General features: G+C 43.3%; 19 protein-coding genes (1 of these 19 running past the window's edge). 1 reads left to right on the top strand and 18 read right to left on the bottom strand.

Going from position 1 to position 22,577, the window contains the following annotated elements:
* From hisF to uvrB, 11 genes are all read right to left on the bottom strand, one after another.
* On the bottom strand, positions 1-378 hold the beginning of the coding sequence (gene hisF, locus BRLA_RS20895) for an imidazole glycerol phosphate synthase subunit HisF (RefSeq protein ID WP_003334367.1). The gene continues 414 nt to the left of window position 1, outside the view; the window shows 378 of its 792 coding nt (coding positions 1-378); it begins with the start codon at positions 376-378; the stop codon falls past the left edge of the window.
* Positions 372-1,118, bottom strand: a complete 747-nt coding sequence (gene hisA, locus BRLA_RS20900) for a 1-(5-phosphoribosyl)-5-[(5-phosphoribosylamino)methylideneamino]imidazole-4-carboxamide isomerase (RefSeq protein WP_003334366.1) — start codon at positions 1,116-1,118, stop codon at positions 372-374. The genes hisF and hisA overlap by 7 nt, the downstream gene beginning before the upstream one ends.
* Positions 1,115-1,735 carry an imidazole glycerol phosphate synthase subunit HisH gene (gene hisH, locus BRLA_RS20905; protein ID WP_003334365.1) on the bottom strand — a complete coding sequence of 207 codons (621 nt, stop codon included), beginning with the start codon at positions 1,733-1,735 and terminating at the stop codon, positions 1,115-1,117. Before hisH ends, hisA begins: the two co-directional genes overlap by 4 nt.
* Before the next feature lie 4 nt (positions 1,736-1,739).
* Complete coding sequence (hisB, locus tag BRLA_RS20910) at positions 1,740-2,339, bottom strand: imidazoleglycerol-phosphate dehydratase HisB (RefSeq protein ID WP_003334364.1); 600 nt, start codon at positions 2,337-2,339, stop codon at positions 1,740-1,742.
* Between the two features lie 48 nt (positions 2,340-2,387).
* The gene (gene hisD, locus BRLA_RS20915) at positions 2,388-3,671 is read right to left on the bottom strand and encodes a histidinol dehydrogenase (RefSeq protein ID WP_003334363.1); all 1,284 of its coding nucleotides are present in this window, start codon (positions 3,669-3,671) and stop codon (positions 2,388-2,390) included.
* A gap of 19 nt (positions 3,672-3,690) precedes the next feature.
* Positions 3,691-4,308: an ATP phosphoribosyltransferase gene (gene hisG, locus BRLA_RS20920; protein ID WP_050816534.1), complete on the bottom strand. Its 618-nt coding sequence runs from the start codon at positions 4,306-4,308 to the stop codon at positions 3,691-3,693.
* A gap of 35 nt (positions 4,309-4,343) precedes the next feature.
* Positions 4,344-5,516: an ATP phosphoribosyltransferase regulatory subunit gene (locus BRLA_RS20925; RefSeq protein WP_003334361.1), complete on the bottom strand. Its 1,173-nt coding sequence runs from the start codon at positions 5,514-5,516 to the stop codon at positions 4,344-4,346.
* Positions 5,517-5,763: 247 nt separating this feature from the next.
* On the bottom strand, positions 5,764-6,246 hold the full coding sequence (locus tag BRLA_RS20930; RefSeq protein ID WP_022586206.1) for an acyltransferase: 483 nt from the start codon (positions 6,244-6,246) through the stop codon (positions 5,764-5,766).
* A gap of 47 nt (positions 6,247-6,293) precedes the next feature.
* Positions 6,294-7,220, bottom strand: a complete 927-nt coding sequence (gene hprK, locus BRLA_RS20935) for an HPr(Ser) kinase/phosphatase (RefSeq protein ID WP_003334359.1) — start codon at positions 7,218-7,220, stop codon at positions 6,294-6,296.
* Positions 7,221-7,409: 189 nt separating this feature from the next.
* Positions 7,410-10,298: an excinuclease ABC subunit UvrA gene (gene uvrA, locus BRLA_RS20940; protein ID WP_003334358.1), complete on the bottom strand. Its 2,889-nt coding sequence runs from the start codon at positions 10,296-10,298 to the stop codon at positions 7,410-7,412.
* Positions 10,299-10,310: 12 nt separating this feature from the next.
* Positions 10,311-12,287, bottom strand: coding sequence for an excinuclease ABC subunit UvrB (uvrB, locus tag BRLA_RS20945; RefSeq protein WP_003334357.1), 1,977 nt, complete (start codon positions 12,285-12,287; stop codon positions 10,311-10,313).
* Positions 12,288-12,461: 174 nt separating this feature from the next.
* Here uvrB and BRLA_RS20950 point away from each other — a divergent pair, with 174 nt between their 5' ends.
* The gene (locus BRLA_RS20950; protein WP_003334356.1) at positions 12,462-13,427 is read left to right on the top strand and encodes a flagellar hook assembly protein FlgD; all 966 of its coding nucleotides are present in this window, start codon (positions 12,462-12,464) and stop codon (positions 13,425-13,427) included.
* 121 nt (positions 13,428-13,548) lie between these two features.
* Here BRLA_RS20950 and BRLA_RS20955 read toward each other — a convergent pair whose 3' ends face one another.
* From BRLA_RS20955 to BRLA_RS20985, 7 genes are all read right to left on the bottom strand, one after another.
* Positions 13,549-14,832, bottom strand: a complete 1,284-nt coding sequence (locus BRLA_RS20955; RefSeq protein WP_041752695.1) for a PDZ domain-containing protein — start codon at positions 14,830-14,832, stop codon at positions 13,549-13,551.
* A gap of 188 nt (positions 14,833-15,020) precedes the next feature.
* Complete coding sequence (locus BRLA_RS20960; RefSeq protein ID WP_003334354.1) at positions 15,021-16,502, bottom strand: S41 family peptidase; 1,482 nt, start codon at positions 16,500-16,502, stop codon at positions 15,021-15,023.
* A gap of 83 nt (positions 16,503-16,585) precedes the next feature.
* Complete coding sequence (locus tag BRLA_RS20965) at positions 16,586-17,773, bottom strand: murein hydrolase activator EnvC family protein (protein ID WP_003334353.1); 1,188 nt, start codon at positions 17,771-17,773, stop codon at positions 16,586-16,588.
* Positions 17,774-17,819: 46 nt separating this feature from the next.
* Complete coding sequence (gene ftsX / locus BRLA_RS20970; protein ID WP_003334351.1) at positions 17,820-18,713, bottom strand: permease-like cell division protein FtsX; 894 nt, start codon at positions 18,711-18,713, stop codon at positions 17,820-17,822.
* Complete coding sequence (gene ftsE / locus BRLA_RS20975; RefSeq protein WP_003334350.1) at positions 18,703-19,389, bottom strand: cell division ATP-binding protein FtsE; 687 nt, start codon at positions 19,387-19,389, stop codon at positions 18,703-18,705. Before ftsE ends, ftsX begins: the two co-directional genes overlap by 11 nt.
* Before the next feature lie 386 nt (positions 19,390-19,775).
* On the bottom strand, positions 19,776-21,224 hold the full coding sequence (argH, locus tag BRLA_RS20980; RefSeq protein ID WP_003334348.1) for an argininosuccinate lyase: 1,449 nt from the start codon (positions 21,222-21,224) through the stop codon (positions 19,776-19,778).
* Complete coding sequence (locus BRLA_RS20985; protein WP_003334347.1) at positions 21,221-22,510, bottom strand: argininosuccinate synthase; 1,290 nt, start codon at positions 22,508-22,510, stop codon at positions 21,221-21,223. The genes argH and BRLA_RS20985 overlap by 4 nt, the downstream gene beginning before the upstream one ends.
* Positions 22,511-22,577 lie beyond the last annotated feature (67 nt).

Raw genomic sequence — 22,577 nt, forward strand, 5'->3', positions numbered from 1 at the left:
GACTATACATTGACTTCCAAAAAAAGCGGCTCCTTCTTGAATCAGCTGGGGATGTAATACTGCGGCTGTATTAAGCGATATCTTGTCTGCGCCAGCTCGCAAAATTCGTTTCATATCTTCAATAGAATGAATACCGCCTCCCACTGTAAAAGGAATCGTTATATGGGCGGCAGTCCTTTCTATAACATCTATCATTATTTTTCGTCCTTCATGAGAGGCTGATATATCCAGAAACACCAGCTCATCAGCACCCTCCCGGCAGTATTTTTTCGCGAGTTCAACCGGATCACCTGCATCTCGTAGGCCTACAAACTGAACCCCTTTTACTACCCGGCCCTCTTTAACATCCAAACAAGGAATAATGCGCTTGGTTAACATATTTGTGTAGCCTCCCTTACTTTATCTAAGGCTTCGGAAAGGGAAATAGCTTTCGTGTAAAGTGCCTTGCCAACAATAGCCCCCTCTACGCCACACTCTATTTGATTGATTAAAGAAAGCAAGTCATTCATATGGCCAACTCCTCCTGAAGCAATGACTTTTTTGCCAGTAGCCATTCCTATGTGAACAATCTCTTCTATATTAGGTCCTGTAAGTGTTCCATCCCTCCCGATATCTGTATAAATAAATAATTCGGCTCCGAGCTCTGCCAAATGTTTAGCTATTTCTGTTGCCTGCACTTGGGTTGTGGATAGCCATCCTCTGGTCGCAACGTAGCCATTTCGGCAATCCAAGCCAATGGCGATACGCGAACCGTAACGACGTAATGCCTCTATTGTAAAGCTACGATCCTCTAAAGCCGCTGTCCCTAAGATAATTCTTGCGATCCCACACTCCATATATGCTTCGATATCGTGTAAAGTACGAATGCCACCCCCGACTTGAATGGGGACAGATATCGACTTAGCCATTTCACCAATCAGTTCAAAATGTACAGGGGTTCCTTCTTTTGCTCCATCCAAATCCACCACATGCAACCAAGCTGCTCCCGATTCCGACCACATTTGTGCTACATCATAAGGTGACTCCCCATATACTGTTTCTTGATTGAAATCCCCTTGATATAAGCGGACGCACTTCCCTCCACGTATATCAATAGCAGGATAGATAGTGAATGTCATGCCAGCCCCTCCTTGCATTGCTGCACAAAATTAGCTAATAAGGTCATGCCTGTTGACCCGCTTTTCTCTGGATGAAACTGCATACCGGTAACTTTTCCAGACGAGACAATCGCCGCTACATCATGATCGTAATCCGTTGTTGCAAGCAAATGAACCAAGTTTTGTACCTGTACATAATAAGAATGCACAAAGTACGCATACTCTCCATCTACTACTCCTTTTACTAAAGGATGCTCTCGATTTCTTAGCGTAAGTTCATTCCAGCCCATATGAGGAATTTTAAAATCTCCCTGAAAGCGCACAGCTCGCCCCGGGAGCAAATCCAACCCCTTATGCATCCCATGCTCTTCACTTTCGCTAAACAAAAGCTGCATTCCTAAGCATATCCCCAACAGCGGACGATCTGTCTGTACATATTCCCGGATCGCTTGATCTAAGCCGATTGTTCGGATATATCTCATGGCATCGCCAAAGGCACCCACACCCGGCAGCAATAACCCGCTATAGCTATTTAACTGCTCTGGTTGACTAACAATCTCATGTGCCGCCCCTAAACGTTCCAATGCTTTGCGTAAACTAAACAAATTTCCCATCCCATAGTCGATAATTCCAATCATATTTCTATAGCATTCCTTTCGTAGAGGGGACTCCTTTTACTCGTGGATCGAGTTGGGTAGCTTCATCAAGCGCGCGTCCAAATGATTTAAATATTCCTTCAATCATATGATGGGTATTTTGACCATAATGCAAAATGACATGAACGTTCATCCGTGATTCTAAAGCAAATTTCCATAAGAATTCATGCACCAGCTCGGTAGGAAATTGTCCAACCTGACATGAAGGAAAAGTAGCTCGGTATTCCAAATGGGGCCGATTACTTATATCAATCACCACCTGGGCCAACGCATCGTCCATAGGGACAAATGCATTCCCATAGCGATTAATCCCCGTTTTATCACCTAATGCCTCACGTACGGCCTGACCTAAACAAATCCCGATATCCTCAACCGTATGATGATAGTCGATCTCGATGTCCCCTTCTGCTTCCACTTGCAATTGAAAATGGCCATGGCGTGTAAATAAATCAAGCATATGCGACAAAAAAGGGACACCTGTATTCAGCTTGCTCTCTCCATTTCCGTCCACTGTAAACTGCAAAGCCACGTTTGTCTCATTGGTTTTACGCTTTATAGTCGCTGTTCTACTCATAGCCTGTTCCATCGCTTTCTTCCTTTCAGCTAGTCTGACAACAGTCTGTCATCATATTTATCAGGATTTATCGCTAACACTAGCCAGTCTGACTTGAATGGCTTTAGCATGAGCCGTTAGCCCCTCAGTTTCCGCCAGTCTCATAATTTTTTCTCCATGTTCAACAAGATCGGCCTTACTATATGAAATAACACTCATTTTTTTAATAAAATCGTCAACCGACAAAGGAGAAGAAAAACGTGCTGTTCCGTTTGTCGGTAAAACATGATTCGGTCCGGCAAAATAATCGCCTACAGGCTCAGAGCTGTATGGGCCTAAAAACACAGCTCCAGCATTTTTAATTTTTCCTAAATGACTGTGGGCATCTTCTACAAGTAGCTCTAAATGCTCAGGGGCTAAACGATTAACCACTGCAAAGCCTTCTTCCAAATTAGCCACAACACAGATAGCTCCATGAGAGCGCAGAGAAGCTTCTGCAATCTTTTTTCTTGGCAGGTTCATGATTTGTCTTTCTAATTCAAAAGCTACTTCCTCAGCTACTTTTTGTGAGGTCGTAAGTAAGATAGCTGACGCCAGCGGATCGTGTTCCGCTTGAGATAGGAGGTCGGCAGCAATGTAGCTGGGCGAAGCTGTTTCATCTGCTAACACTACGATTTCACTAGGACCTGCTATCATATCAATGCTGACTATTCCAAACACCTCACGTTTGGCTAGCGCGACATAGATATTGCCCGGTCCAACAATTTTATCTACAGCAGGAATCGTTTGCGTTCCATACGTAAGTGCGCCAATTGCTTGGGCTCCACCTACCTTATAAATCTCCGTCACACCAGCAATTTCAGCAGCAACTATAACGGCTGGAGCAATCCTCCCTTCTCGATCTGGCGGTGTGACCATCACAATTTTTTCCACCCCTGCGACTTGTGCTGGAATGGCATTCATGAGAACAGAGGAGGGATAGGAAGCGGAGCCGCCTGGAACATAAAGCCCCACGCTTTGTAGAGGCCGAATCATTTGGCCCAGCATAGTTCCAGACTCTCTTGTCATAAACCAGGATGTACGCGCCTGATGCTGATGGTATGCACGAATATTGTCGGCCGCTTCTTGCAAAGCGCTCCGTACCTCAATAGGAACGTGAGCCTTGGCAGCTAGGAATTCTTCTTCTGTTACGCGAATCTTTTCGATGGTTACCTCATCATATTTTTGGGTAAAGGCACGAACTGCTTTATCGCCACTCTCTTTAACCGCTGCTAAAATCTCCCGGACAACACATTGCTGTTCTGTAGTGCCACGGTCAATACTGCGGGCAATACTAAGCTTGTGTGCATTTGTAATCCTTAGCATGCTGTCTAGTACCTCCTATTCATCTGAGTACGCCTGCTTTTGGAATGGCCTGTATAAATTTTTGGGCAACGCTTTCTACAGCCTTACTTTTCATTCGATAACTGGAGCGATTGGCAATAAGCCTTGTAGTTATATCGCAAATATGTTCCATCTCTATCAGACCATTCTCTCGTAACGTCTGCCCTGTGGAGACAATATCAACAATCCGTTCTGCAAGCCCGATCAATGGAGCTAATTCGACAGAACCATTTAGCTTAATGATCTCGACCTGCTGACCTTGTTCTCGAAAATAACGCGATGCAATCGTAGGATATTTGGTAGCTACTCTAGGCTGAACAGTTGGCTGATACTCGGCCAAACCAGCAACCACCATGCGACATCTGCCAATTTCAAGATCAAGTAATTCGTAGACATCCCTGTTTTCTTCCAATAAAACATCTTTGCCTACCACACCAACATCTGCTACGCCATACTCCACATAAGTCGGTACGTCAGTTGGCTTTGCCAAAATAAATTCCATCTGAAAATGCGGAACAGGAATGATCAATTTGCGGGAATCTTTCAAATTTTCACCAACCACGATGCCTGATTCTTGTAAAAAGACTAGTGACTCTTCAAATATGCGCCCCTTTGGCATCGCTATCGTTAGCTTTTGCAATGATTCCGTTTCCTTCACGGTCCCTCGCCTCCCCAGATAACAATATGATTGTGTTTGCAATTTCTAAAAGCATGCTCTGCCTCTGCTGACCATCTTGCTGTAATAACGACATTTTGTTGATCACGTTTTTTCTGTGCATAGCGAAGTGCTTCTGCTCGTTGGTCCTGCTTATATAAAACGACATATCGTTTTTTAGAAAATGGGGCTTCTATATTTGCTACCTGTAATAAACAATCAACTTCGAGTGCAAAACCTGTGGCTACTGCTGGACGACCAAATTGCTCTAACAACCGATCATATCGGCCGCCGCTTAACAAGGACGAACCCAGTTCTGCTGCATATCCTTCAAAAACAATGCCTGTATAATAATCAAATCGTCCAATGAGCGTTAAGTCTAATTGGATATGCTTCTCTACACCATAAGCCTCCAACGCATCCCACAATGTTGAGATGGTTTGCATAGCTTCCACCGCTTTTGAATTTCGCAAGAGCTGCATGCCTTCCCTAACGATCTCTTTACCGCCACGCAATTGAAGCAGGAAAAGCAGCCTCTCTTTTTCTTTCTCTGTGACAGATAGACTACTCACGAGTTGACGATACCCTACATAATCTCTATGCTGAAGGCATTTCTCCAAGCTTTGTCTCTCCTGCTGATCACCTATGATTTCTTCTAACAAGCCAGTTACCACGTCTACATGACCAATTGTTAGTTTAAAGGCAGATACTCCAGCATCCTGCAAGCATGAAATCGCTAAAACAATTACTTCAGCATCCGCATCTACACTAGCATCCCCGATAAGCTCTACTCCTGTCTGATAAAATTCAGCAGGACGGCCAGCTTCTTTCTCTTGCGCACGAAATACATTCGCTTGATAAAATAATCGGATAGGATAAGGTACGTGCTTATACAAGGAAGAGACAACACGGGCTATAGGCGCTGTTACCTCGGGACGTAAAATGACAGTATGCCCCTGTTTATCTAACAGCTTGAACATATGGTCGGTCAGAGTCGCACTTGCTACCCCCACCGTTTCAAAGTACTCTAGCGCAGGTGTGGCAATTTCGTCATACCCCCACCTCGATATGCATTGACGCAAAATTCGTTCAATTATACGTTGCTTTTGTAATACCTCAGGCAATATATCTCGCATGCCTAAAGGCTTTTCAAAAACCAAGGGTGTAGCCATCCTCGTTCCCTCCTACTCCTCTAGACGCTTTACTCTGCTAATAAACTAAAGCGAGTGAATTAGTAGAAAATATACTACTAAATATCGAAGAGGTCAACACCTTTTTACGACAGCATGTCCGTGGATCATGTGTTTACCTACTTAACCTAGTAGCAAAATTTTTTTGGCACTATCCCCTTCAGGAGCTTTATTTTCCCACAAAAAAAACCTTTGGCTCCTGACGAGACAAAGGTCCTCTAGCTCTACTTTACTGTCGAATGGTTTGTAGCGGATTTCCACCCACAAATGCTCCTGCTGGTACATCGCGGTGAACAACACTGCCTGCTGCAACCACGGCATTATCACCAATGGCTACTCCAGGCAAAATTGTGGTATTGGCCCCAATTAAAACACGATCGCCAATCATAACTTCCCCAAGGCGATACTCGTCCACTAAATATTCATGGGCTAAAATAGTAGTATTATAGCCAATTACGCAATTTCGTCCAATCGTAATGAGTTCAGGATACATAATATCCATCATAACCATCAATGCTACAGCAGATTGATCGCCTACCTTGATTCCCAGAAAGGTACGATACATCCAATTCTTCACAAACACAAACGGACAATAACGCGCCAGTTGGATAACAACAAAGTTTCTACAAACCTTCCAAAAACTCACGGTTTTATACATATGCCAAAGCGGATTGACTCCTCCCGCTACGGGATATCGTTTGGTGTTACGCATATGCGTCAGCTTGCTCCTTTACCTCTCCCTATAGGGATCGCATCATCTTAGATAAATGAATCATGATCTTCAATTGTATCTGTCAAACGCTTGGAGAAATGTACGGCAGCATTGTAGCCCATGCGTTTTAGGCGGTAGTTCATAGCAGCTACCTCGATAATGACGGCTAAATTTCGCCCTGGACGAACAGGGACAGTAATGACTGGCACATCAGTATCCATTACTTTCATTTTTTCTTCATCTAGTCCTAAACGCTCGTAGTGCTTATGCTGATCCCACAGCTCTAGCTTCACGACCATATCAATGTTTTTCGTATTACGTACAGCTCCTGCACCAAACATCGTCATTACATTGATAATACCTACTCCGCGGATTTCCAATAAATGTTGAATTAAATCAGGGGCCATCCCTGTTAAGTGACCTTCTTGGGTTTGACGAATTTCTACAGCGTCATCGGCTACAAGACGATGACCACGCTTTACCAGTTCCAGTGCTGTCTCACTTTTCCCGATTCCACTAGCACCAAGGATAAAGACACCCACTCCGTATACATCCGTAAGAACCCCATGAATCGTAGCTGTTGGCGCGAGACGATCCTCCAGATAATTTGTCAGCTTACTAACCAAGCTGGTCGTTGGTAAAGGAGATTGAATGACCGGCACCCCTCTGCTGTTAGATACGTCTAGCACTTCTTGTGGCAATTCCAAATTACGCGCTACACATAAGCAAGGTGTCTCCTCACTCATTAAAAAGCTGAGTCTATCCACTATGGTTTCATTAGGCAATGTATGTAAAAATTCCATTTCAGTCATTCCGAGAATTTGGATGCGTTCTCCAGGATAATGGGATTTATATCCCGCTAGCTGTAATCCAGGCCGACTTAAATCAGTAACGCTGATCGGGCGACTTAATCCCTGTTCGCCACTTACTATTTTCAGTTGAAAATGTTCGACAAGATGACTGACATTTACCATTTGTATCAAACACCACTTTCCCAGCCGAGATCGCTGTTTTCCGTTATTTCTTACCCCTATTGTAACGAACCCATCTTGTGCAAACAACCGTCTAGATGAATTGGCTTGGAACTATCATACTTATGTAAAAGAAAAGACACCCCGGTTAACTAGGATGCCTTTTTAGTGTTGTACTGTAAAGCTTTTACCTTAGGTTTGATTAACTAGCTCTTGAATCCGTTCTTGAGTACGCTTGCGATCACGCTCAAGGATAGGACCCAAAAACTCTCCTGTATACGATCCCTTAACCTTGGCAACCTCTTCTGGAGTGCCCGTAGCTACAATACTGCCTCCCCGTGTTCCGCCTTCTGGCCCAAGGTCGATTATATGGTCTGCTGTCTTAATAACATCCAGATTATGTTCAATAACCAAAACCGTATCGCCATTTTCTACTAATCGTTGCAAGACTTTTAGCAAGCGGTCAATGTCATAGGTATGCAATCCTGTAGTTGGTTCATCTAGGATGTATATGGTGCGCCCCGTACTGCGGCGATGTAATTCCGAAGCTAATTTCACGCGTTGGGCTTCTCCGCCTGATAAAGTAGTGGCCGGTTGTCCTAACTTCATGTAGCCTAAACCAACATCAAGCAGCGTTTGAATTTTTCTTTGGATTTTCGGTACATTTTTGAAAAACTCAACTGCATCTTCCACTGTTGTTTCTAAAATATCAGAAATGCTTTTGCCTTTATATTTAACCTCTAAGGTCTCACGATTGTAGCGTTTTCCATTACAAATCTCGCAGGGTACGTACACGTCCGGCAGAAAATGCATCTCAATCTTAATAATACCGTCTCCTGTGCAAGCTTCACAACGCCCGCCTTTTACGTTAAAGCTAAAACGTCCTTTCTTGTATCCACGCACTTTTGCTTCATTTGTGGAGGCAAATAGGTCACGAATATCATCAAACACACCCGTATACGTAGCTGGGTTGGAACGAGGTGTACGCCCAATTGGCGATTGATCAATATCAACTACCTTGTCCAAATGCTCCAAGCCATTCATTCGTTTAAATTCTCCAGGCTTAGCCTTTGCCCGATTTAATTCACGCGCCAATGCCTTGTGTAGGATTTCGTTAATGAGAGTACTTTTTCCAGAACCAGAGACACCCGTTACAGCAACGAATACGCCTAATGGAATCTTGACATTCACATTTTTTAGGTTGTTTTCTTTTGCCCCTTCAATCACTATCCATTTATCGCAGGCTTCACCATTTTGAGCAGGCTTACGTCTTTCAAGAGGTACAGGGATGAATTTACGCCCACTTAAATAAGCTCCTGTCAGAGAGTTGGGATTTTCCATTACTTCTTGTGGAGTTCCTTCCGCCACTATCTGTCCACCGTGAATCCCTGCTCCAGGACCAATGTCAATAATGTAATCGCAGGCTAGCATCGTATCCTCGTCATGCTCTACCACAATCAGTGTATTTCCTAAGCTTGTCATATGCTCCAGCGTCTTAATCAAGCGAGCATTATCACGCTGATGTAGACCAATGCTTGGCTCGTCCAAAATATATAAGACTCCCATTAGACTAGAGCCAATCTGTGTAGCTAATCGAATGCGTTGCGCTTCTCCACCTGATAATGTACCTGCCGCTCGGCTTAATGTTAGGTAATCAAGCCCCACATCAATAAGGAAATTCAATCTTGCTTTGATCTCCTTTAAAATCATATGAGCGATCTTTATCTCTTTCTCACTTAATTCAACCTGATCAAAAAATTGATGGGCATCCACAATAGATAGACTGGTAAGCTCTGAAATATTACGTTTGCCGATCAAAACAGCAAGGCTCTCTTGACGCAAACGCTGGCCTTTACAAACCGGGCAGGCTTTTTGCCCCATGAAGCCTTCAATTTGTTCACGTATATAATCAGAGCTGGTTTCTAGGTGGCGTCTTTGCAGATTCGGGATTACACCTTCAAATGCCACTGTAGCCTCACGTACTTGACCAAATTCATTCTCATAACGGAATTGAATTTTTTCCCCTTTGCTGCCATATAAAACGATTTGCAATTGCTCATCATCTAGCTCTTCCACCGGCACATCTGTAGGAATGCTAAAATGGCGGCAAGCTGATTCTAATAGTTGAGGGTAGTAGGTAGAAGACTTTGGCTCCCAGGCTGCTATAGCCCCCTCTGATAATGTCTTAGCGGAATCTGGAACAACCAGGTCCGGGTCAACCTCCATCCTCACTCCCAATCCGTCACACTCTGAGCAGGCTCCGTACGGGCTGTTAAATGAGAAGATTCTCGGCTCTAACTCGCCAATCGAGAATCCACAGAGCGGACAAGCATGCTTCTCGCTAAATAGCAGCTCTTCCTGATCAATCACATCGACAATTACCTTACCATCTGCTAAACGCAACGCTGTTTCTAAGGAATCAGCAATGCGCGTCTGAGAATCAGGTTTGACAACAATCCGGTCAATGACAACTTCAATGCTATGCTTTTTGTTTTTTTCCAGACGAATCTCCTCAGATAAATCCCGGACTTCACCATCAACCCGAACCCGAACATACCCTTGTTTTCGAATATCTTCTAACAGCTTGACGTGTTCTCCTTTACGTCCCTGGACTAGTGGAGCCAGAATTTGCATACGGGTACGTTCCGGAAATTCCATAATACGATCTACCATTTGTTCGATCGTCTGGGAACTAATTTCTATCCCATGAGTTGGGCAAACAGGTCTTCCAATACGTGCATATAACAGACGCAAATAATCATAGATTTCCGTCACAGTTCCTACGGTAGAACGTGGATTGCGACTCGTGGTCTTCTGATCAATCGAAATAGCTGGAGAGAGACCATCAATGGAATCTACATCAGGCTTATCCATTTGTCCAAGAAATTGACGAGCATAGGCAGATAGCGACTCTACATAACGACGCTGTCCTTCCGCATAGATCGTATCAAAAGCAAGAGACGATTTTCCTGAACCGGATAGTCCCGTTAAAACAACAAATTTATCTCGTGGGATGACGACATCTATGTTTTTTAAATTATGAGCGCGTGCACCCTTCACCACGATTCGATCTAATGGCATGTATTTCACTCCCTACAAGTCAGCTTTCAACTCCAATAGCAAATCACGAAGCTCTGCTGCACGCTCGAACATGAGATTGCGTGCGGCTTCCTTCATTTCCTCTTCCATTCGCTCGATGACTACTATGCGATCCTTTTTCGGCATCTTCTTTACATCTAAGTGTGGTAGATAATCAGCTTTCTCCTCCGCCACTTTTGTTGCTTCAATAACTCCGCGAATGGCTTTTTGAATCGTTTGTGGTGTGATACCGTGCTTTTCATTGTAAGCAAGCTGGATACTACGGCGCCGTTCCGTTTCTTGTATGGCTTTCGACATGGAATCAGTCATTTTGTCAGCGTACATAATTACGCGACCCTCTGCATTCCTCGCAGCACGTCCGATGGTTTGGATTAATGACCGCTCATTGCGCAGGAAGCCTTCTTTATCTGCGTCTAAAATGGCAACTAAAGATACTTCCGGTAAATCCAGCCCTTCCCGCAACAAGTTAATCCCGACCAAAACATCAAATTCGCCCAAACGCAGGGCACGTAAAATCTGCATGCGCTCTATAGTCTTAATATCAGAGTGCAAATAACGTACTTTAATGCCAATCTCCTTCAGATAATCGGTTAGGTCTTCTGACATCTTCTTGGTAAGAGTCGTTACTAAAACACGTTCGTCTTTAGCAATGGTTGCCTGAATTTCCCCGATTAAATCATCAATTTGTCCTTTTATTGGACGAACGGTGATTGTTGGATCCACTAAACCTGTTGGACGAATGACCTGCTCTGCCATTTTAGGCGTATGCTCCAGTTCATATACTCCTGGTGTGGCTGAAATATAGACAGCTTGCTTTACTTTCTTTTCGAACTCCTCAAACCTAAGCGGACGGTTATCGCGGGCGGACGGCAATCGGAAGCCATGCTCCACCAGTACATCCTTGCGGGCTCTATCTCCATTGTACATCCCGCGAATTTGTGGGAGGGTCATGTGAGACTCGTCTATCACCATTAAAAAATCATCCGGAAAATAATCAAGCAGCGTGTATGGAGGATGTCCCTCTGGTAATCCAGTCAAATGACGGGAGTAGTTCTCAATTCCTGAGCAAAAGCCCATTTCCAGCATCATCTCTATATCGTATCTCGTACGCTGTTCTAGCCGTTGCGCTTCCAATAACTTGCCTGCTGCTTGCAATTCTAACAGCCTTAGTTCTAGCTCCTGTTCAATATTTTCAACAGCTTTCTTCATTTTTTCTTCACGGGTAACGAAGTGAGACGCAGGAAAAATCGCTACGTGGTCCCTACTTCCCAGAATCTCCCCAGTTAATACATCAATCTCTGTGATGCGCTCAATCTCATCACCAAAAAACTCTACTCGTATTGCCTGTTCACTGCGCGACGCCGGGAATATTTCCAGTACGTCTCCTCGAACACGAAACGTCCCACGAGTAAAGTTAATATCATTGCGGTCATATTGAATATCAACGAGACGATGCAAAACCTCATCTCTGCTTTTTTCCATGCCCGTACGCAGGGAAAGCACCATCTCTCTATATTCAATCGGGGAACCCAAACCGTATATGCAGGAAACGGATGCTACAATGATGACATCTCGTCTCTCTAATAACGCGCTAGTTGCTGAGTGACGCAATTTATCAATCTCATCATTAACGCTTGAATCCTTTTCAATATAAGTATCCGAATGAGGAATGTAGGCTTCCGGTTGATAGTAATCGTAGTAACTAACGAAGTATTCTACCGCGTTATTCGGGAAAAATTCACGAAATTCTGCTGCCAACTGAGCAGCTAAGGTCTTGTTATGCGCCATGACTAGTGTAGGTTTGTTCACCTGAGCTATCATATGAGCAGCAGTAAAGGTTTTACCTGTTCCGGTAGCACCCAGCAGAGTTTGATGGCGTTTACCCGCCTTTATTCCTTCCACTAGCTCTGCAATTGCAATAGGCTGATCACCCGAAGGCGTATACTCCGAAACTAACTCAAAACGATCCACGGTCCCCTCATCCTCCTTTTTATATCCTATCCTTCATTATAGCACAATCATTTAAAATGTAAGCAAAAACTCGAACGTTTGTTTGTCTATTCGATATAAGTGATTTTACCGATAATATAGAAAGATAGCAAGTCTATCTGTCTGATAATTTTTACCCATTTGGGAGGAAAATGAATGCCGACCAACAGCATACAAAAATCGCTGGGAGCAGCGAGAGCAGCAGCCAAAGCGACAGCACAAAACACAACGCCGAAAACAAAGTCTTCCGTACAAGCAGAATATAGCTATGCTAATACAAAAGAATTTTCAACGGGCTTGGATAGCGAATCTTTTATGAAGCTAATGATTGCCCAAATAAAGAATCAAGACCCGATGTCACCGATGGATAACTCTCAATTTATGATGCAAACCGCTATGATGACCATGGTAGAAAAAGTGACGAATATCGAGCTTCTTATGAAGGAGTCAAATAGCAGTCTGTTAAACGTAAAAGAGTACGAGGAAATCATCGGTAAAAAAGCTACTTATGAAGTGGCTCGTAAGGATGACTCCGGTCAAATTTATGTAACAACAGCTTCTGGTACCGTTGACGGAGTAAAAATGGTTGATGGCAGAATCTGGTTTATCGTAGGTAAAGATATTATCTCCCAACAGCAAATCCATGGCCTAGAATCTCTTACGTCTCAAACTGGTGTTGACCAAACGCTAAAATACGCCAATATGATTGGTTATAAAGTAACGTATACAGAACAAGGAACAGGCGAGGACGGCAAACCAACCTCAACTGAGTCAACTGGTATCATTCAGGCAGTCAGCATGAAAAATGGTTTGGTAGAATTTGTTCTAGCTGACGGTAAAAAGATTAAATCTACAGATATCGTTGGACTTGAGGTAGTAAAGCCTGAAGAAGAGGAAGAAGCTCCTACTGAGCCGGACGGTTCTGAAGGTACTGACGAAAGCGGCGGTACCGGTGGTTCTGAAGGCACGGGCGAGAGCGGCGGCACCGATGGTTCTGAGGGTGCTGGTGAAAGTGAAAATCCCGACTCCCAGAAACCTGATGAATCAGGAAAACCTGGAGATTCCCAAACGCCTGATGACAAGGAAAAGTCTGAGGGTAACACAGATAAACCCTCTGCGTAAATGATAAGAAGAACAGTCCAAAACTGTTCTTCTCAAACGAAAAAGATGACCTCATACAAGCTTGAGGTCATCTTTTTGTTGTTTCCATGCTTTTTCCACGGGTAACGCAGGGTTTTCCCTGCTACATGCCCAGCTCGTGCTCGTCTTTCGGTTTATGCTTCCTTACTCCAAGGAAACCAATTTCTTGCATAGACACAAAATGCGTTGTCCGTTCGTCTGGTACCACAATAATACCAAGCTGATGATGCTGTCCCGCATAGATCGCACTCTGCGTAAATTTTATTTCATGATCCAGTGTCAAAACTTCCATTTTACAGAAAGCTGGGTTAGCTTGTAACGCCGGATATAAATCTCCCTTTACCGAGATCGGGTATCCATTTACCTTAACAATTACCTCGCCGCTCCTAATCCCCATTACATCGGCTGGCGTCCCTGGGAGTACAGCCAGCACTTTCAGGCCTTTACCAGTAGGAACGTAGTAGGGAGGCAATCTCTCCTCTTGGCGTGCGCTTAGCCACCCCAACCATTCGTGCCCAAAAAAGGCAAAGAGGGCAGCTACATACACAAGAGAAGGAACAATGACTGCTACATAGCTTATTCCAAGCAAAATGAATGAATACAGAAATAAATGCTTGGATAAAGAGCTCGCTTTTTCCTGTGGTGTTTTTGTTTTCGTAATAGCAGAAAAACCCGTAATTGCTGGTAAAAGCAACATCCCAAGCGTAGCCATCGACCAATCCGGAGAAAACAACGGCCATCCCTGAAATAGTGCAGGTACCTGCAATGCCCCTTCTGTAACAGGGGTTAGTACAATGACAGGTGTTAACCAAAAGGAATGAAGCTGGTAAGCACCTACAACTCTTCCGCGTTTTCCTTCTACAAATAACGGAGATGCATGTCTGTCTCCATGACTTCTAATAAACCATGCTTCTACAATATGTAATAGAGCGACTAAAGCTAGTAGCGGTGCTGGATTAGCATGAGCAAACCACCCCCATACTTTAGCGATGCCAGATACCTCTTCGGCTATGGGAAATAGTTTGGCAAGCCCATGTAAGCCGGTAAAAATAGCCGTTCCATAGGCCAAACATAGAAAGCGAAATCTTACAAAGGCAAGTAATAAAGCAATCGCCCAAGCAATCCACATGTCAGATACCTGAATAAAGATACCTAATAACCCAGCTACAAGGCTAACGAACAAACCGCCCACTATCCCCAGACCAACAGAACGCAGTGTTTGTGCTAATGGCGAATGGATTCGTACAGAAAACAATTGACGCTCCCATAGCATTTGTTTGCGATAATGCAGGTAAATCAGTATGAGAAACGCATATAGGAGCGGATTTAACAGAAAATGTACCAATGCGTACAAATAATTGCTTATCAGGTTCCAGAGCACACTCAATTTTCTCTCCCCCTCTAAAAATATAAAAGAGCTTGGCATCTGCCAAACCTCTAGTGCCGGCAAAACTTATTGCACTTTTACTATCAGGTCCAAGCCATTATCCTTATACAAAAAAGAACCACGACCGTTTTGTTCGTGGTTCTTACTTTCTACAGAATAGAAAGGTTTCCCTGCTTTTTTTCTTTGGATTATTTTGCCTTTGACTGCGCAGTGATCTCCAATGCACGTTGCAATTGGCGATCGTTGTTCGGATCTCTCATTACTTTAATTAAAGCATTTTGCATCGCTAGACCCGTTTTTTGATCTACTTTTCCCGTCACTTCAAGCTTGTGAGCCTGTTGGAATTTTTTCACTGCGGCTTCAGTAGAAGCATCATAATAGCCATCCAAACGATCTGGCTTCAATTGCAGACCTTCAAGAATTAATTGGAGGTTCTTTACTTCTATCCCATTCATATCGCGTGATAATACTTTATCATGCGGAAGCTGTGTTGCCTTAAAATAATCTGGCTGAGTGACAACCTCATCAGGCTGGATTCCTTTTTTATGAATCCATTCTCCTTTAGGTGTTAACCATTTAGCAATTGTTAGCTTTAATTGGCTTTTATCCTTCATTTCCATCGTGTTCTGAACGGTACCCTTACCAAACGTTTTTTCGCCAACCAATTTTGCACCTGCACTCTCGGACAGGGCACCTGCTAAAATTTCGGAGGCACTAGCAGATCCTCCATCAATTAAAACAGTGATGGGATACGGTTTTCCCTTATCCGCTTTGGAATAAAACGTCTCTACCTGTTCATTATTATTTCCATAGGAGATTTCAACAATTTTAGCCTTGTTAGGGATCAAAACCTCGCTGATACTAGTCGTTGCTTTTAGATAGCCGCCTGGGTTACCACGAACATCAATGATTAATCCTTGAATGCCTTTTTTCTCTAGTTCGGCTAATTCTCTATTAAAATCGTCAGCCGTAGCACTAGCGAAGGAGGTCATTTCTAATTTCCCGATTTTCTTACCGTTACTCTCTAGGATGGAGCTATGGACGGTCTCAATTGGAATATCATCTCGAACAATCACAACAGTAATCGGTTCGGGATTTCCCGTACGCAAAATTTTCAGAGTAGCCTTCGTTCCTTTAGGACCACGAATTTTCCCTACCGCTTTATGCAAATCTAAGCCTTCCAAAGATTCACCATTAACGCTAAGCACCTGATCGTTTGGACGAAGCCCCGCTTTTTCCGCCGGGGAGGTTTTTATCGGTGATACGATGGTAAGCTTACCATTCTTCATTGTTACTTCTGCCCCAATTCCTTCAAATGAAGAATTAAGAGATGCATTAAATTCCGCTGCTGCCTCAGGATCCATATAGTCTGAATACGGATCATCCAACGCAGAGATCATGCCGTTGATGGCTCCCTCCATGAGCTTGTCATCAGCTACCTCATGCACGTAACGCGATTTGATTATTTTATATACTTCCTGTAGCTTAGCAAAGTCTTTGGGCGAACCTTGTCCACCACCAAGAGAGAAAAGACCGTTGCTCCCGCCAGCCACTACCGCATTTGTTGCAGAGCTTAACGGAACTGTTTTCACAGCAATCACAGTTAGGAGACTGCTGGTCAACATACCGGCTAGCACAAGGGCAAGCACCTTGCGTCCGTTCCATTTCATACTATACACCATCCTTTTTGTCTGCCATGGAAAAGCTATGCAACTAGTGTATGCAAAGTGGAGCTACAATATTTGTGACAATCCTAGCGGATGTATGGTGCGGGATCAACCGGTCGATTGTTTTTATACACGGTGAAATGCAGATGGTTCCCAGTTGAGCGTCCAGTGGAACCTACCTCTGCAATCTTTTCACCACGTTTTACAGCTTGTCCAACACGAACCTTAATCCCACCTTCACGAATATGCCCGTATAACGTACTGATTTCATTATTGTGCTGTATAACAACTGCATTACCATATCCCCGCATCGTTGAAGCAAAAATAACGATACCATCCTCGGCTGCTTTGATCGTTGTTCCCTTTGGTGCTGCCATGTCTAGTCCATCGTGTCCTGCGGCTTTGCCTGTGAATGGATCGGCCCGATAACCAAATGAGGAAGTAAGAACGAACGAGTCAAGCGGAACTCCCAATTTTCCACCTTTGTAATTACTTACACTGCTTAAATTGCGCTTTTCCAATAGCTTAGCAGATTCTGCTTGAATCATTGCTCTCATGGCTTCTTGTGCCTCTGCTTCGATTTCTATGAGATTGTTTTCTTTCTTCTTAAGCTCGGCTTTTATAACGACACTGCGATTATATTGTCGATCGAGCTCTTCTTTTAAATCTTCACTTTTTGAGAACATTGTTTTATAGGAAGTAAGTAAATTATCCACGTCTTTCTTCCGTTTTTCAATGGTTTGTTTATCCTTTTTGTTCTCCTCCAAAATCCGATTATCCTGTTCCACGATCAGCTTCATGCCGTGCATGCGTGTCAACAAATCGCCAAAATCAGAGGAGCCCATCAGCACATCCAGATAGGATACCTTACCTCGTTTATACATTGCTTTGACTCGTGTTTTTAATAGCTCATCACGCTTAGCCACTCGATCTACAGCGGAATCTAAATCTTCCTGTGCAACCACAGCCTTTTTAGCTGTCAGGTGAATGTCTTTATCCAGCTTGTCCAGCTTCTGCTGTGTTTCTTCTCGCTTTAGATCGATGGCAAATAGTTCATGATCTAAATTTTTCTGCTCATTTCTCACTGTATTAATTTGATTCTTAATATTACTTACCTGTTGCTGTTGCTTCTTTTTCTGCGACCGAATTTGTTCTAGCTCTCGATTAATCGTTTGTAGAGATTTCTTGCTGGCATACCCCGCAGGAGCAGGCGCTAGTCCCCATGCCAGCATACTGGTCGCTAAAACAGAAAGAATGAGGTTATTCTTTTTCATTTTCACGTGCCCTCCCATAGCCTTATTCTATCAATTGCTCTATCATCTACACCTTCAAGAATTTGCGAACGGAAAGCATACTTCCCCAAATACCAATAAAAGCACCAATCCCTACCAATAACAGTCCTACCTGATAGGCAAACGGATTCATTGGCAATAACGGAAGCATAGAGCTGTACATACTAGCGTGTATTTGTTCCAATAAATAGTAGTAACCTCCTGCAAGGATGGTAATAGGAATAATCGCTCCCAATACACCCATAAACAGACCTTCAATAAAGAAAGGCCAACGAATAAACCAGTTGGTTGCTCCTACTAGCTTCATAATTTCAATTTCACGACGGCGTGCAACAATGGTTAGTTTAATGGTATTAGCAATAAGGAACATCGCCGTAAAAGCTAATCCAATAATGAAGAAAATGCCTACATTACGCAAAATATTGGTCGCAGTAAACAAATTGTTTACCGTTTCCGCTCCGTAGTCGACATCTTCAATATGTTCCATCTCTTTGACCTGCTTAGCGACAAAATCTACATCTTTTGGTTCTTTGGTTTTCACCACCAATGCATCTGGTAGTGGATTTTCCTTCTCCAAGCCATCCAAAAGCTTCCCATTTTCACCTAGCTGCTCCCGCAAATCCTTTAACCCTTGGGCTTTCGGAACAAAGGTAACGGTCTCTACAGCTGGCAATGCCTTCACTTGTTTTTGTAAGCTCTCCGCTACCGCCTTATCTGAGGTAACATCCATAAAAACACGTATTTCAACCTGATTTTCCACCAATTTTGCCATGTGATTAACGTTTAGTGCGAGTAGTAAAAATACACCTAAGATCAATAAGGTAATGGTTACGGCACTAACTGAAGCGAAAGTCATCCAGCCATTCCGTCCCAGATTTTTTACACCTTCCCGCACATGGCGTCCGTATGTACTAATCTTCATAACCGTATTCCCCTCTCTGTTCATCGCGGGCAATTTCACCAGCTTCAATCGCGATGACACGACGGCGAATCGTATTAACAATCTCACGGTTATGTGTTGCCATCACAACGGTCGTTCCACGCTGATTGATCTCTTCAAACAAGCGCATAATATCCCAAGAAGTTTCGGGATCAAGGTTACCCGTAGGCTCGTCCGCAATAATGATACTTGGATTGTTAACGATAGCCCGCGCCAAAGCGACTCGTTGTTGCTCCCCACCCGATAATTCTCCTGGCAGCATTTTTGCTTTATGCTTTAATTTAACAAGATTAAGCACATCTAAAACACGAGGCTTGATGATCTTCTTATTCGCCTCAATAACTTCCATTGCAAATGCAACATTTTCAAATACCGTTAAAGTTGGCAATAGTTTAAAATCCTGAAAAACAACTCCGATACTGCGGCGTACATTTGGTATTTGTTTTTCTTTAATGCGACTGACATTAAATCCGTTTAAAAAGATTTGTCCCTTGGTTGGTCTTTCTTCCCGATACATTAATTTAATAAAGGTTGATTTACCAGCACCACTTGGACCTACAACATAAACAAATTCACCCTTATCAATTTTTACATTAATCCCCTTTAGCGCATTGGTGCCATTGGGATATGTTTTCCAGACATCATACATCTCGATCAAAAAAATCACACCCTATTATCGCTTATGTTCTTGAGGCATCAGAAAAAGACAAAAAATACTATCATCTGATCACTTTTTCTATTATACCACTGAGTTTCTGTGTTGTTATCCCCTAATTATCGCATTTCTTGTCGGTAAAATGGAAAAAAACAACAAAAAATTGTGATCTTATACCCACTTTTTTATATTGACAACTATTTTCTTACTATTTTTTACATAAGTTCTTATTTAAAGAAATCCAGTATCTAGCGTATTATTGCACGAGCTGATCTGCGTGCAATTCCCCACTCATAGATTTTTTTGTAACTAGAGCGTTCACAGCAAAAAGGATCAGCTTTCGATTAGCTGATCCTACGAACGTTTGCAAGTTTGCCCTCTATTTTTATCTATACCACAGGCGACTTAATATCTACCAGCGCCTCCACCATAACCTTCTGACTATGTGTTGCTACCCAAGTCCTGTTTTCTTTACCTTTCTCCTGATAAAATTGAATCTGCTGTTCAACCTGTTGTTTAGCCGTTCCCCCTAACACATTCCGTGCATTCACTACCGTATCAATATCTAGCGCTTGGTAGACATCTCGGTCGATGAGTGGGGAAAACGCACGGAACTCCTCTAAGGAAAGGTCAAGCAAATATTTGTGCCGTTCCAAGCAATAGAGAACCGCATTTCCTACGATTTCATGCGCCTTCCTAAACGGAATTTGTTTTGTGACTAGATAATCTGCCAGGTCTGTTGCATTAGAGAAATCCTGGGTGACCGCTTTTCGCATCTGCTCTGTTTTCACCTGCATAGTAGAAATCATCGGCGTTAACAAAGCCAATGCTCCATGCAACGTCTCCACAGTATCGAACATGCCCTCTTTATCCTCTTGCATGTCTTTGTTATAGGCCAGCGGCAAGCCTTTTAGCACCGTTAGCATTCCGATTAAATTTCCATAAACACGACCTGTCTTACCACGCACAAGCTCTGCTACATCCGGATTCTTTTTCTGTGGCATGATGCTTGAACCAGTGCAAAATGCATCGTCTAATTCAATGAAGGAAAATTCCTGACTACTCCAGATCACTAGCTCTTCGCACAAGCGAGAGAGATGGGTCATTAATAAGGAAGCATGAGATAAAAACTCAACAATAAAATCTCGATCACTTACCGCATCCATGCTATTTTGATAGATCCCATCAAATTGAAGCATAGAGGCAACGAACTGCCGATCTATCGGAAACGTAGTCCCAGCAAGTGCCCCCGCTCCCAAAGGCAAGATATTTACCCTTTTAAACGAATCCTGCATCCGTTCCAAATCACGTTGCAGCATAGATACATAGGCCATCAAATGATAGCCAAAAAGCACTGGCTGGGCCCTTTGTAAATGCGTATACCCGGGCATAACCGTTTCCAAATGATTCTGGGCTTGCTCCAATAAAGCCTGCTGCAGGTACATGGTTAATTCGATAATTTCCATCAGTTTTTCACGCAGATATAAATGCATATCTAGCGCTACCTGATCATTTCTGCTTCTGCCTGTGTGAAGTTTACCGCCCAAAGGTCCTATTTCTTCAATTAATAGCTTCTCAATGTTCATATGAATATCTTCATGAGCGACTTCAAATTGAACCTGCTTGCTTTCAATTTTTTCTTTGACCTTTTTCAAACCAGCAATGATTTGACGCACCTCATCCATCGAGAGAATGCCACATTTTCCGAGCATTGCGACATGCGCCGAGCTACCCACAATATCCTGACGCCACAATCTTTGGTCAAACGAAATAGAGGCTGTATATTCATCTACGAGTTGATTGGTTGGTTTAGTAAAACGTCCTCCCCAAAGTTTCATGGCTTGATCGCTTCCTTTTCTGTTTTACTTGTAGAAGGAGAAGCCGCTGAACCAGAGTTGCTTTCAAGCTCGACATGGTTTTCTTGTACAGAATTGTTATTCACCTGTGAATACACCTTTGTAGGCAAGCCCCACAATTTAATAAAGCCAAGTGCCGCCTTATGATCAAATTGATCGCCGGTATTATAGGTAGCCAGCTCATGGCTGTACAAGGATGCATCTGATTTACGTCCGACTACAATGGCCTGACCCTTATAAAACTTAACACGAACAGTACCTGTTACATTTGCCTGAGTCTCTTCTATAAATGCTTGCAGAGCAGAACGAATCGGGGAATACCAGAGACCCTCATAAATCACCTGAGCCATTTTTTGTTCCACGATTGGTTTAAATTGAGCGACTTCACGAGGCTGTGTCAAAAACTCTAGCTCCCGATGCGCTAGAATGAGTGTAGTAGCCGCCGGTGTCTCATATACCTCACGAGATTTAATCCCTACTAAGCGATTTTCCACATGGTCAATCCGGCCAACTCCGTGTTTGCCTGCTATCTTATTTAGAGCTAGAATGAGCTCAGCAAGCGTCATTGCTTCCCCATTTAAAGCAGTCGGAACACCTTTGGTAAAGCTAATCTCTATCTCTTCCGCTTGATCTGGAGCATTTTCAATCGAGGCTGTTAACTCATAAGCTCCCTCAGGCGGTGCAGCCCACGGATCTTCGAGAACACCGCACTCGCAGCTTCTTCCCCAAAGATTCTGGTCGATTGAATATGGGTTATCCAGATTAATCGGGATTGGAATATTATTTTTCTTCGCGTACTCAATCTCTTCATCACGTGTCCAGCCCCACTCACGAACTGGCGCAACAATTTGAATATTTGGATTTAGAGCAGTAAAAGAAAGGTCAAAACGCACCTGATCGTTTCCTTTACCCGTGCATCCATGAGCAACAGCTACTGCCCCCTCCTGATTCGCAACCTCAATCAAAATTTTAGAAATCAAGTAGCGAGACAGAGCGGATACCAATGGATATTTTCCCTCATACATGGCATTGGCTTGTAGAGCTGGCAAAACATATTCACTCGCGAAAGCTTCCTTCGCGTCTATAACGATGGATTTATATGCACCCACTTGCATCGCTTTTTTCTGGATAAAATCTAAATCCTTTCCTTCCCCCACATCGAGGGCGACCGCGATTACATCGTAGTTATAGGTATCTTGTAACCATTTAATTGCTACAGAAGTATCTAAACCACCAGAATACGCTAATACAATTTTATCTTTTTTCATCGTTGTCTCTCCATTTCGTAGTATTTTTTCTGGGTAATTATTCATATTGTACTATAAAATAACATTA

Origin of the sequence: Brevibacillus laterosporus LMG 15441, from assembly GCF_000219535.2 — a bacterium.
Taxonomy (GTDB): Bacteria; Bacillota; Bacilli; order Brevibacillales; family Brevibacillaceae; genus Brevibacillus_B; species Brevibacillus_B halotolerans.